The sequence below is a fragment of the Dactylosporangium sp. NPDC049742 genome (genome assembly GCF_040674675.1).
Lineage (GTDB): Bacteria > Actinomycetota > Actinomycetes > Mycobacteriales > Micromonosporaceae > Dactylosporangium > Dactylosporangium maewongense.
On the sequence record NZ_JBFANF010000028.1, the window covers coordinates 15,625 to 27,968 of the forward strand.

The window sequence follows — 12,344 nt, forward strand, 5'->3', positions numbered from 1 at the left end:
GCACCACTCGACAGGAGGCCGGGCACGCTGTGGACCACCAGATCCTGTTCGTCCTCGGCGTCCTCCTCGGCAATGCCGTCGGGTGCCTGCTGGCCGTGTTCTGCCTGGTCCGGATGACCGACCAACGACGCTCGGCGCGCAGCCGCCTCCTGCTGGTGCTGGTGGCGTCGTGGGCGCTGGTCGAGACCGCGCGCGACGACATGCTCTTCGTCGCCGCCACCGCCATCCACATGAGCGACTACCAGGTCCACTTCTTCCTGGCCCCGAGCATGGCCCTGACCGTGCTAGCGGTGGTGTTCACGGCCGGCGTCCTGTGGCTGGTCGCCAAGCACCCTCATCCAGTGTGGACAGCCGGCGCGGGCACGGCGGTCGGCCTGCTGCTGGGCGTGATGAGCCTGCAGGCCGCGCTCGCCGGGCGCACCAGCTCGGCCCTGTCGATCGACACCGTCAACGCCCTGGTCGTCGCCGCCGGGCTCGGCGTCGCGACCGGCGTCTCGGTGTGGCTGGGCACCGGCGCCACCCGCCGGTCCGCCGTCGCGACCGCCGTCACCGTGCTGGCCATCTGCCTGACGATCGCGCAGTACCGGATCGCCAGCGTGGTGACCACGGACCCGTCCATCCAGGTCGACAGCAACGCCGGAATCGACCCGATCCAACTGGGCGTGTTCACCGCCGTGGCATTCGGCATCCGAGCCATCGCGCTCACCGTCATGAGCATCATCGACGAGAGCAGCCTGGAGCCCTCACCGGACCAGGACCTGCTCGCCATCCGCGACCGGCACTGACACAACCACGCCCCGTGAGCAGGGGGCGTTCATGACCACCCCATCCATTCAGGAGCGGACATGCGACAGCATGCACTGCGCCGTACCCTGCTCTACGCAGCGGTGACGGCAGCCACGATCACCGGCGCGGCGGTCTCCACCACGCCGGCGCACGCCGCGACCGGCACAAGTGTCATCACCGTGGGCGCGGGAGCCACGATGATGGTGGACGACGAGCTGCCGACCGGGACGATCTCCGGCCGCCTGCTGAACCGGGACGGCACGCCGACCTGGGCATACCTCACGGTCTTCGACAGCGCCGAGCAGAACTTCGTCACCAGCGTCACCGTGCCGTCCAGCGGCGCGTTCACGCTCGATCTGCCGGCCGGCTCGTACAAGCTCAACTACCGGGTCCGCAACGCGTTCGACCAGTGGTCGGGCGGGAAGACCTCCTACGAGACCGCGGTGCCCGTCGAGGTGACCGCCGGCCAGGCGGTGCAGGTCGTGGAGACGGTGCTGCCGACGGGTTCGGTCGGCGGGCGGCTGACCAAGGCCGACGGCAGCCCGGCGGCCAACGTGGGCGTCACCGCCAGCCAGCCGGGCGGTAGCGGCTCGGGCTGGACGAGCACCGGCACCGACGGGCGGTACCGCATCGACGACCTGACGCTCGGCGACTACGTCGTCGCGTTCTCGGGGCCCGCGGGGGTCTCGCAGTACGCGCACGGCACGCTCGACAGCGCCGCGGCCGACCGGTTCACGGTGACCGACGGCCAGCTGACCACGGTCGACGAGACCTTCCTGCCGACAGGCTCGCTCCGGGTCGTCGCGCACGACGCCACGACCGGCGAACCGCTGGAGAACTTCTGCGTGTGGGCGACGAACACCGACAACGTCAGAGGCTGCGCCACCGGTGCCGAGTTGCTGATCACCGGCCTCTTCGTCGGCACGTACACACTCAACGTCAACATCGACGACCACCTCCACCTGACGGTGCCCTACGCGCCGGTCACGATCGCCGCCGGGCAGACCGCGACGATCGACGTGGCCATGCGCCAGGGCGCGTCGATCACCGCCACCATGGTCAGCCGCGACGGCGGCACCGCGGTCGACGGCTGCATCGGCGTGGCGAACATCGACCAGCCCTACGGCTACGACCCGTACGGCTTCTGCTCGGACGAGCGGCCGGGCCCGACGCCGGGCTCTGTGGTGATCGGTCCGCTGGAGCCGGGCACGTACCAGCTGCTCGCCGACCCGCGCGGCGACGCACTCGGCCTGCAGTGGGTCGGCGCGGCCGGCGGCACGGGCGACCGCGACGCCGCCCAGCGGTTCACGGTCGCGTCCGGAGACGCGATCACCACGCCGACCATCCAGTTCGACCGGGCCGGCACGGTCCGCGGCAAGGTGACCGACGTCAGCACCGCCGCCCCGGTCGCAAGCGTCTGCGTCTCGGTCGTCGCCCTGTCGCACGGCTTCGCCCCCCAGGGCGGCTGCGCGTTCTCGACCGGCGCCGACGGCACGTACAGCATCCCGGGCGTCGGCCCGTACGCATGGCCGGTGCAGTTCATCGGCCGCGGGTACCAGTGGCGCTGGTCCGGCAACGCGGTGAACCGCCCCGAGGCGACGAAGGTGACGGTGCCCGCCGGCAAGAAGGCCGCCGCGAACATCAAACTGCGCACCGGCGGCGGCACCCTCACCGGCACGGTCCACGACCCGGCCGGCAACCCGCTCAACGCGTACGTGGTCGCGTACGACGCCCTGTCCGGCGAGGCGCTCCACTCCGGAGACAGCAACAACCAGTACAGCACCCCGCCCATGACATTCACGATCCCGAACATCGCCCCGCAACAGATCAAGATCTTCTACCAGCTGCCCGACGGCCGCAGCGGCTGGCTCGGCGGCGCCGACCTCGCCCACGCCCAGACGTACCAGATCCGAAACAACAGAACCCTGACCGTCGACGTCATCGTCCCGTAGCGACCCCGGCCGGGGCCGCCACAGCGGACCCCGGCCCCGACACCCGTAGGAGCCCGGACGGTGTTGAGGGGACGCGGGTGGAGCGAAGCTCCCCCTGTGGGGAGCACCGGCGCAGCCGGTGCGCGGGGCATCCGGAACCGCCAACGGCGAACGCCCCCTGCGTCAGCAGGGGCCGTCCAGAGGTGGAGGTAGCGCTCGCTTACTTGAACCCGTGACGGCCGCGATGGAGCCGAGATTTTCATGTCGAGTCGTGCAGATATTGGCCCACCGCAGACGAGAAGACCCCAGTGGGCAATGCCAGCGGCGGACTCACCGGTGGCGGCTCGGGCAATGCGGCCAGCCCGGCGATGAACGTCCCACGGTGCGCCGCCGACGATTGGCCCGCCGCGGTGAGCCAGTACCGGTCAGCGGCAACGTCGAACTCGACCAGCCCAGCCGCGGCCAGCCGGCCGAGCGCCGCCACAAGCTCGTCCTCCCGCGGAATCGCATGGTTGAGGTAGTCAGCGGCGGCGATCACCCCACGCAACGACGACCCCCGCGCCGGGTCCACCCCGCTGATCGACCGCAGAATCCACACGTCTGAGAGTGTCCAGCCTGCTTCCAAGGCGGTCTCCATCTCGGCGGGGACAGGTGGATCACAAGAGACCTGAAGCCACCAGCGGCAATGTACGTGACAGAACCAGTTCGGTAAACGACGCCGAGGACCAGGGGCCGTTCGTGTCGTCCGATGACCTCGGCGCCCAGGTCAGGCCCCTAGCTGAGTTCGCAAGAGGCGGGGTCACCGATGTCGGTGACCCCGCCTCTGATGGCGATCTCCTCCGCGCCGCTCTTGCTGGCGCGGGTTCGATGACGCCCTCCATGGTGGAGCTGACGATGGCCTACTTGAACCCGGCGGCTTGATGCGGCCTGCTGTCGGAATGGTCCGTTCGCGGCGGCCGGGCAAGTGTCGCCGCGTGGTCGGTGAGCATGTGTGGGAGCGCATACCGGTTGCCTTCTTGAACTGCGTCACGTCGAGCCCCTCAGGCGAGATGGCGCACGCGGCGTCCCGCAAGGCGACCTTGTGCGGCATCCCCCTGCGTCGCGTGGACCAGGCGCCCGGCTTCTTCGCTCCCGACACCGAGTCGGCGTGCGCACGCTGCGTGGAGCGGGCCGCCGCGACACCGCCCCGACCGTCCCCGCAGGAGATGCTGTACGGCAATTTCGTTACTGCGGATGCCGGGCCACTGCGCGACGAATTGATCGAGGCCCTAAGAAGGGCGCACCGGTCCACCCATGGATTCTTGGGGTGTCTGCTGACGGCATCCGGTCATCAGCCAGGCTCCATGAGGCGATCGAGGGTGGCAGTCAAGCCCACGCGGCCTTGCAGACCGAGGGTCCGTTCGGGATGGCGGAGGTGGTCACCGATTCGTGGCGGTTCGTCGCGATCATTCCCATGACCTCGCGTCCGGTGATTGTCCGCCGGCCAGTACGCGGCGGAGCACCGATCGGCATGTTCCCGCTGCGCCGAACGCGCCGCCGCGGCCCCCACGCGACCAGGTGCCCAGGAACGGCTCCACGCCGCGATCACGACCGCGGAGTCTGGGCCGCTACGAGATGAGTGGCCGCCGCGCTCAGGCACGGCGCGGAGATCACGCTTTGGATCAACGGCACCGGCCCGAACCTGGCGAAGCACTACGCAGAGCTCGACGAGAACCGGGTCGCGCTGATGGAGGCATTGACGAACGGCGGGCATGTCGGCCTCGCTCACGTCCTCCACGGATCGTGGCGATCCACCGTCGTCCTCCGCGAAAACGGACGCCTTGATCGGTCGTGGCCCGACATAGCCGTGCAGCGCACCACGGGCGATCGGCACACGTCCTCAGCGCCCCTGCCGACCCCCGGCGCGACGGCAGACCTCGAACGGACAACTGCACAAATGCAGTCCGAGCCCGATCGAGACACCCACGGGAGCGCCCCTTGCCGATCCGTCGCCGCGGCGACGGATCTTGAGGGGGCGAGGGTGGAGCGAAGCTCCCCCTGTGGGGAGCACCGGCGCAGCCGGTGCGCGGGGAATCCGGAACCGCCAACGGCGAACGCCCCCTGCGTGAGCAGGGGGCGTTCGGCGGTGGAGGTGCCGGGAATCGAACCCGGGTCCTTCGTTGCTTTGTTAGGGCTTCTCCGAGCGCAGCTCGCTGTGTCTCTACTCGGCCCTACCGATCACGCGAGCGAGTCGGTATGACGGGTCCAGTCGCGATTGATCTCGCCGCACGAGCCCCGCGACAGGACTCGGTTGGCCAGCCTTCTAGCTGATGCCGGTGATCGGGTCGAAGGCGAACCCGGACCGACAGATCTCTACCCTTGCTTAGGCAGCGAGAGCGAGATCGGAGCGCTTGTAATTGGCGCTTATACTTTTCCGACGACTGATTCGCGAGACAACGTCGGCTTCCTCGGCTCGCTTCCCCTAACGCGGCGCACAAAGTCGAAACCAGTCACCCCCGCGCGGGTGGTGTTGGCTGCCGCTCCCACGAGCGACTGATCCAGAGTAACTCCTTCCGTCCAGCTTTTCATCCCGATACCTGGGTGCACGGACGGCCGTCGATGGTGCAGGTGAGGGGGGCGTTGCGGACGCCGAGGCCTTCGACCTCGAAGCGGAGGGTGGCGGTGCCGCCGGGGCGGACGGTGCGGGTGCTGTCGACCGGGGTGAAGATCGCCTTGAGGCCGGTGCGGGTCATGACGGCGCCGTCGACGTTGCGGACGGTGAGGTCGAGCAGGGGCAGGACGACGGCGACCGTCCAGTCGGTGCTGGCGGCGGGGCCGGGGTTGGTGACGGTGACGGTGACCCGGTAGGACGTCAGCGTGAGGTTCTCGGTGCGGCTGCTGGCGGTGAGCTGCGGACCGGACGCGGCCACCACGCTGGGCGCGGCCGTGACCGACGGCGGCGCGGTCGCCGCGGCGGAGCTCGCCGCGACCAGGGCGGGGCGCGGGGACCGCTCGGCCGGCGTGCCCGGGAACGTGGCCTGCACGGGCCCCTCGACGCCGCCGCCGGTGCGCGGTGGCTTGGCCGGGTGCGGCGCGGTGGCCTTGCCGACGAGCAGGGCGATCATCGCGAGCAGCAGCAGGATCGCGGCCGCCGCCGCCACGGCCTGGCTGCGACGGTCGGCGGACCAGTCCCGAGCGGCCGCGACGCGTCGTACCGGCGAGATGATGGCGTTTGCGGCAGATGTACCGAGGGAGCCCAGCCGACGCACGCCGGCCGCGATGCCTGATGGCCGTGTGGACCGGTGACTGGGCGCGGCGGCGGGCGACGCGTCGGTCGCGGCAGTGGCCTCCGCGACGACGGGCACGGCCGCGACCCCGGTCGCCCGGGCGCCGAGGACCGCGGCGGCGAAGCCGGGCATGGTGGTCGTCGAGCGCGGGCCGGCGGTCGAGCGGGTGTGCGAGCTGAGCCCGGGCGCGGAGCGGCTCGGCGCGTTGGGCTGGCGCGGAAGCCGGTTGAACGGCCCGCCGTCGTTGCGCCGCACGGCCGCCGGAGCGTCGACGGCGGTGACCGGGGTGGACGGCGGCTGGGCGTGCTTCTGCAGGGTCGCCGCGAGCGGGCCCTCGAACAGCTGCTGGTACGTCCTGCGCAGCACCCTGCGCCGCATCGTCCCCTGCGGGCCGAGGAACCCGCTCTGGGTCATCGTGAGCCGGGTGCGTCCGTCGGCCAGTTCGTCGAGCGTCAGCGCGACGACGGTGTGCAGGTTCTCCCCCGACCAGCGCATGACCAGGCGGTGCGCCGTCTCGGTGGTGACGATCTCGCCCTCGATCGGGTCCTCGAGGCCGTCGAGGGCGGTCGCCTGGAACGTGAACGTGCCGTCGTCGCGGACCATGAACCGGGTCGTGGGCAGCCATTCGGTGACGAGGTGGGCCTCGGTGAGCGCACGCCACACCGCGGACGGTGGGTGCTCGAGGTCGACATCGACCCGAATCTCGGTCACGCACGGACTATATGGCTTGTACGCATTGCTCGCTCGCCCGACGAGCACTACTCAGCCACGCGAGACGATTTACTCGGTTCTGCCCTTGTTGCGGCTGCCCATGACGCGAGAGATCTCCCGCTCGGCGTCACGTTTCGCCAGCGACTGGCGCTTGTCGTAGGACTTCTTGCCCCGGGCGAGGCCGATCTCCACCTTGGCCCAACCGTCGGAGAAGTACACCGAGAGCGGCACCAGCGTGAGGCCGCTTTCGCGGACCTTGTTGCCGATGCGGCCGATCTCCTGCCGCTTCAGCAGCAACTTCCGGACGCGACGGGGAGGGTGGTTCGTCCAGGTGCCCATCGTGTATTCGGGGATGTGCATCGCGTGGAGGAACACCTCGCCGTCGGAGATCTGCCCGAACGCGTCGACGAGCGAGCAGCGCCCGGCGCGCAGCGACTTGACCTCGGTGCCGGTGAGCACGACGCCGGCCTCGATCGTCTCGAGGATCTCGTAGTCGTGGCGCGCCTTCCGGTTGGACGCGACGACCTTGCGTCCCTTTTCGCGCGGCATCGACCCCTCCACAAATCTTGACAGGAGTATCAGCGTATCGCGCTGAGCAAGGACGTTTCCGGCGGAGCGGAAGCGAGCATGCGGCCGGCAGGCGGTCAGCAGAGGCAGCCCGGCAGCCAGTTCAGCGGCTGGATGGGGCTGCCGTTGAGGCGGACCTCGAAGTGCAGGTGGTTGCCGGTCGACGCGCCGGTGGTGCCGACCCGGCCGATGAGCTCGCCGCGGTGCACGGTCTGGCCGACGTGGACGAGGATCTGCGACTGGTGCCCGTAGCAGGTGGCCAGCCCCTTGCCCTGGTAGAGGCCGTGGGAGATGCAGGTGTAGTTGCCGTTGCCGCCCGCCCAGCCGGCCCTGACCACCTTGCCGTCGGCGGCCGCGACGATCGGCTGGCCGCCGCCGGCGGCGACGTCGATGCCGGCGTGCAGCTGGTACACCTTGTAGACCGGGTCGAAGCGCATGCCGTAGTTGCTGGACTTCCAGCCGTGCACGGGCATCAGGAAGAAGGCACCGGTCTTCGGCGGGATCGCGGTGGTGAGCGGCGCGCCGCCGGTGCCGGTCTTGCCGGTCTTGCCGGCCGCCTTGGCCGCCTTCGCCGCGGCCGCCGCCTCCGCCGCCGCGGCGGCCCGCAGCTCGCCGGCGACGCGGTCGCTGTCGACCTTGAGCTGCTGGTAGCGGGCGAGGACGGCGGTGCGTTCGGAGTTGGCGACGGCCTCGGCCTGCGCGCTCTTGTCGATGAGGGCCCGGACGTCGGCGGCGGCCTGCTCGGCGCCCGCCTGCGCGGTCCTGCTGTCCTGCAGCGCCTGCTGGGTCTGCTCGGCGGCCCGGCGGGCCTTGTCGCGGGCCAGCTCGGCGACGTCGGAGCGCTGCTTCGCCGACATCCTGGCGCGGGTCAGGTCGTCCAGCGCCCGCTGGCTCTCGGCGGCGACGCGGTCGAGGTAGGAGATGCGCAGCGCCAGGTCGTTCGGCGAGCCGGACTCGATGATCGAGTTGAACATGGCGAAGCCGCTGCCCTTGTACGTGGCGGCGACGAACACGGACACGTCGGCGCGACCCTGCTCGACCTCGGCCTTGGCGGCGTCGTAGTCGTCGTCGGCCGAGTCGAGCACGGCCTCGGCGGCGTCCCGGTCGCGCTCCGCCTGGCGGGCGGCGGCGTCGGCGGCGATGACCCGGCCCTTGGCGTCCTCGAGGGCGTCCTCGGCGCCGGGCAGCGCGGCGGTCGCGGCGGCGTGGTCGGTCGCCGCCTGCTGGGCCCGCTCGGTGGCCGCCTCGAGGGTCGCCTGCGTCTCCTGGATCTGGCGGTCGATGCGGGCCTTGTCGTCGCGGGCGTCTGCGTGCCCGGCCGTGCCGCTGCCCAGCAGCACGACGAAAGCCCCGATGGCGCAGAAGATCCTGATCCGGTTCACGTAACCCTCCAGTACCACTTGAGGGTTACCGTACGCAGTGAAAGACCCATAAGTCCGGAATTTTGGCGAAATGCCCCTATCGTGGTGCACTTCGGATATACGACGAGGGGTGGGCCGGAAACCGGCCCACCCCTCGTGGAAACAGCTTGCGGGTCAGACCCGCACGTAGAACCGCAGCGTGATCCAGGCGGTGACCGCGCTGACCAGGCCGCCGGCGCCGGCGAGGACCGGCAGCATCAGCCAGATGCTGCTCCAGTCGATCGGCAGCAGGACGTTGGCCAGGGCCTTGAGCGACCCGTCGATGAAGAAGAACTTCGCGGCCACCAGGCCGCCGAAGGCCAGCAAGGCGCCGATCAGGCCAGCGAAGACCGCCTCCAGGACGAAGGGCAGCTGGATGAACCAGTTGGACGCGCCGACGAGCTTCATGACCGCGACCTCGCGGCGTTTGCTGTAGGCGGCCACCTGGATGGTGTTGGCCACCAGGAGCAACGCTGCGGCGCCCTGGATGATGGCGACGGTCAAGGCGAGTGTCTGCAACGCGCCGAGCAGCTCGAAGACCTTCTTCAGCAGCTCCTGCTGGTCGACGATGTCGCTGACGCCAGGCTGGGAGATGAACTCCTCCTGGAGCTGCTTGACCGTCTTCGGGTCCTTGAGCTTGACGCGGTACGACTCCGGGAGCGAGTCCTCCTTGGTGGCGTTCACCAGGTCGGGCGCGTCGCGGAACTGCGTCTTGAAGCGTGCGTACGCCTCCGACTTGCTCTCGTGCGTCACCTGCTTGACGAGCGCGTTGCCCTCCAACGCGCTCTTCAGGCTGGCCCGCTGATCGTCGGTGACGTCGTTCTTCAGGAAGATGGACACCTCCACCCGCTGGTAGAAGAAGTCCTCCATCTTGTTGACCTGGAAGAACAGCAGCAGGCTCGCGCCCAGCATGGTCAGCGACACCGTCATCGTGATGATCATCGCGATGGTCATGGTGACGTTTCGCCAAAGTCCGGTCAGGACCTCGGACAGGATGTACTTCATGCGCATCGGGTGGGGTTCCTTCCCAGCGGACCCGGCAACGTCAAGGGGTGGCTACGACGAGATCTGGCGATCGTCAGCCGTACACACCGCGCGACTGGTCCCGCACGATCCGGCCGCTCTCGATCTCGACGACCCGGCGGCGCATCTGGTTCACGATGTTGGAGTCGTGGGTGACCATGACCACCGTGGTCCCGGTCCGGTTGATCCGGTCGAGCAGACGCATGATCTCGATCGACGTGTCCGGGTCCAGGTTTCCGGTCGGCTCGTCGGCGAGCAGGATCAGCGGCCGGTTGACGAACGCGCGCGCCACGGCGACGCGCTGCTGCTCACCACCGGACAGCTCATGGGGGTAACGGTGCTCCTTGCCGCCGAGGCCGACGAGCTCCAGCACCTCGGGGACGACGCGGCGCGCGACGCCCTTCGACTTGCCGATGACCTCGAGCGCGAAGGCGACGTTCTCGTAGGCGGTGCGGTTGGGCAGGAGACGGAAGTCCTGGAACACGCAGCCGATCTGCCGGCGGAACGCCGGGATGCGCCACGAGCGCATCGAGGTCACGTCGCGCTCGTTGACGACGACCTTGCCCTTGTTGGGCGTGACCTCATGCAGCAGCAGCTTGATGATCGTGGACTTGCCTGAGCCGGAAGGTCCGATGAAGAAGACGAACTCGCCCTTCTCGATGTTGACGGAAACATCGTCGAGTGAGGGGCGGGACGCCTTCGGATACGTCTTCGTCACGTGGTCAAGCCGAATCACGGGACGTGAGTCTACGCGGTGTGACATCCACGCCAAGTACGCGAAGTGCGTCGCGTGCCGTTTGCCCTAAATGCGAACCCGAAGAGCTGACCCCAACCGCAGGGAGACGCGGGATTCCAGCCGCAAGTGTGACGTACACCTCACTTGCGGCCTTGATCGCCTAATTACCGAAGGTGATCGCCGCACTCCAATGCGATGATCACACCCCCGGGGGTCACCCGAACGGGGGTTACGCCGGATTGAGCTCCCGCTGCTTGCGCCACCGGATGCCCGCGTCGATGAAGCCGTCCAGGTCGCCGTCGAAGACCGCGGTGGGGTTACCGGTCTCGTGCTCCGTCCTGAGGTCCTTCACCATCTGGTACGGGTGCAGCACGTACGAGCGCATCTGGTCGCCCCACGAGCCCTGGACGTCGCCGCGGAGCTCGTTCATCTTCGCGGTCTCCTCGGCCCGCTTCACGGCGAGGAGCTTGGCCTTCAGCACGCCCATGGCGGTCGCCTTGTTCTGGATCTGGGACCGCTCGTTCTGGCACGAGACGACGATGCCGGTCGGCAGGTGGGTGAGGCGCACCGCGGAGTCGGTCGTGTTGACGCCCTGGCCGCCGGGGCCGCTCGAGCGGTACACGTCGACGCGCAGCTCGTCGTCGGGGATCTCCACGTCGTCGGTCTGCTCGACGACCGGCACGACCTCCAGCGCGGCGAACGACGTCTGCCGGCGGCCCTGGTTGTCGAACGGGCTGATCCGCACGAGCCGGTGCGTGCCCGACTCGACCGACAGCGTCCCGTAGGCATACGGGGCCTTCACCGCGAACGTGGCCGACTTGATCCCGGCCTCCTCCGCATACGAGGTGTCGTAGACGTCGGTGTTGTAGCCGTGCCGCTCCGCCCAGCGCAGGTACATGCGCAGGAGCATGTCGGCGAAGTCCGCGGCGTCGACGCCGCCGGCGCCGGCGCGGATCGTGATGAGCGCCTCACGGGCGTCGTACTCACCCGAGAGCAGGGTGCGGACCTCGAGCTCCTCGATCGACTTGGTCAGCGCCGTGATCTCGTCGGCGACCTCGCCGAGCGACCCAGCGTCGTCCTCGGCCTGGGAGAGCTCCAGGAGGACGACGGCGTCGTCGAGCCTGGCCCGCAGCCGCTCCAGCTTGCCGATCTCGCCCTGCACGTAGGACAGGCGGGACGTCACCTTCTGCGCGGCCGCCTGGTCGTCCCACAGGTTGGGCACGGCCGCCGCCTCTTCGAGGTCCGCCTTCTCCTTGCGGAGCCGGTTGAGGTCGAGGACGGCCTCGATGTTGCGCAGGATGCCATCAAGGTGCTTCAGCGATTCGGCGTGGTCGAGAGCGGTCACCCTCAAAGACTACGCCGAACCGGCGGGCGCTAACGGGCGGGCGCTATTTGGTGGGGGCGCTCTTGAGCCACGTGAGGGCGGCCTTGTGATAGCCGACCGCGAAGTCCAGCGACGCGGCGAAGAACTCGTCGCCGGACTTCTTCGCCTCTTTGGCCATTTCCCGGGCCTCGGTCAGCGCCGCATTGTGGTATTCCATCGCCTGCGCATACACCTGCTGCAGTTGCGCGCCCGTCTGCTGCACGCCGAAGGCGACACGCAATGCGACAGGATTGCGCAGCGCCTCCCGGCCCGCGGGCTCCGACAGCCATCGGGTGAATGCCCGCTTGCCGGCGGGAGTGATCGCATAAGGCTGGCTCGAACGCGCGCCGGGCTTGCCGAGCCTGACATAGCCAGCGGCGGCGAGCGCGGGGAGCTCGCGGTAGACCTGGCTGCGGGTCATCGACCAGTAGGCGCCGAGGCGTCGCTGGGCGGCGGCCATGAGCTGCCCACCGGTCATCGGCCCCTCGTGCAGCAGACCGAGCAGGGCCGCCGCCGTCGCGTTGACTCCAGATTCCGCCATGAACCCTACGCTGTCATCTT

10 protein-coding genes and 1 other RNA gene are annotated in these 12,344 nt (G+C 69.4%); 2 read left to right on the forward strand and 9 right to left on the reverse strand.

What is annotated here, in order from left to right; all coding sequences use genetic code 11:
* Positions 1 to 29 precede the first annotated feature (29 nt).
* Together AB0J72_RS30180 and AB0J72_RS30185 are read left to right on the forward strand one after the other, a co-directional pair.
* Complete coding sequence (locus tag AB0J72_RS30180) at positions 30 to 785, forward strand: hypothetical protein (protein WP_363404410.1); 756 nt, start codon at positions 30 to 32, stop codon at positions 783 to 785.
* Positions 786 to 845: 60 nt separating this feature from the next.
* Positions 846 to 2,738: a carboxypeptidase-like regulatory domain-containing protein gene (locus AB0J72_RS30185; RefSeq protein WP_363404412.1), complete on the forward strand. Its 1,893-nt coding sequence runs from the start codon at positions 846 to 848 to the stop codon at positions 2,736 to 2,738.
* Positions 2,739 to 2,976: 238 nt separating this feature from the next.
* Here the strand turns inward: AB0J72_RS30185 and AB0J72_RS30190 are convergent, their stop codons facing one another.
* The 9 genes from AB0J72_RS30190 to AB0J72_RS30230 form a co-directional block, all read right to left on the reverse strand.
* Complete coding sequence (locus AB0J72_RS30190) at positions 2,977 to 3,315, reverse strand: hypothetical protein (protein ID WP_363404414.1); 339 nt, start codon at positions 3,313 to 3,315, stop codon at positions 2,977 to 2,979.
* Between the two features lie 1,525 nt (positions 3,316 to 4,840).
* Positions 4,841 to 5,214: a transfer-messenger RNA gene (gene ssrA / locus AB0J72_RS30195) on the reverse strand.
* A gap of 67 nt (positions 5,215 to 5,281) precedes the next feature.
* Positions 5,282 to 6,694, reverse strand: a complete 1,413-nt coding sequence (locus tag AB0J72_RS30200; protein ID WP_363404416.1) for an SRPBCC domain-containing protein — start codon at positions 6,692 to 6,694, stop codon at positions 5,282 to 5,284.
* Between the two features lie 69 nt (positions 6,695 to 6,763).
* Positions 6,764 to 7,243, reverse strand: coding sequence for an SsrA-binding protein SmpB (gene smpB / locus AB0J72_RS30205; RefSeq protein ID WP_363404418.1), 480 nt, complete (start codon positions 7,241 to 7,243; stop codon positions 6,764 to 6,766).
* 95 nt (positions 7,244 to 7,338) lie between these two features.
* Positions 7,339 to 8,643, reverse strand: a complete 1,305-nt coding sequence (locus tag AB0J72_RS30210; protein ID WP_363404420.1) for a M23 family metallopeptidase — start codon at positions 8,641 to 8,643, stop codon at positions 7,339 to 7,341.
* A 153-nt stretch (positions 8,644 to 8,796) separates the two neighbouring features.
* Positions 8,797 to 9,672, reverse strand: coding sequence for a permease-like cell division protein FtsX (ftsX, locus tag AB0J72_RS30215; RefSeq protein ID WP_363404422.1), 876 nt, complete (start codon positions 9,670 to 9,672; stop codon positions 8,797 to 8,799).
* A 67-nt stretch (positions 9,673 to 9,739) separates the two neighbouring features.
* Entirely contained in the window at positions 9,740 to 10,420 is a 681-nt protein-coding gene (gene ftsE / locus AB0J72_RS30220; RefSeq protein WP_344501596.1) for a cell division ATP-binding protein FtsE, read from the reverse strand.
* Between the two features lie 229 nt (positions 10,421 to 10,649).
* Positions 10,650 to 11,765: a peptide chain release factor 2 gene (prfB, locus tag AB0J72_RS30225; protein ID WP_363404424.1), complete on the reverse strand. Its 1,116-nt coding sequence runs from the start codon at positions 11,763 to 11,765 to the stop codon at positions 10,650 to 10,652.
* 43 nt (positions 11,766 to 11,808) lie between these two features.
* Positions 11,809 to 12,324: a PadR family transcriptional regulator gene (locus tag AB0J72_RS30230; protein WP_363404426.1), complete on the reverse strand. Its 516-nt coding sequence runs from the start codon at positions 12,322 to 12,324 to the stop codon at positions 11,809 to 11,811.
* Positions 12,325 to 12,344: the final 20 nt, after the last annotated feature.

What these genes read in the sequence shown, in the direction of transcription:
- smpB (WP_363404418.1), bottom strand. Translation starts at nt 7,243, where the DNA reads ATGCCGCGCGAAAAGGGACGCAAGGTCGTCGCGTCCAACCGGAAGGCG.
- AB0J72_RS30185 (WP_363404412.1), top strand. Translation starts at nt 846, where the DNA reads ATGCGACAGCATGCACTGCGCCGTACCCTGCTCTACGCAGCGGTGACG.
- AB0J72_RS30230 (WP_363404426.1), bottom strand. Translation starts at nt 12,324, where the DNA reads ATGGCGGAATCTGGAGTCAACGCGACGGCGGCGGCCCTGCTCGGTCTG.
- ftsX (WP_363404422.1), bottom strand. Translation starts at nt 9,672, where the DNA reads ATGCGCATGAAGTACATCCTGTCCGAGGTCCTGACCGGACTTTGGCGA.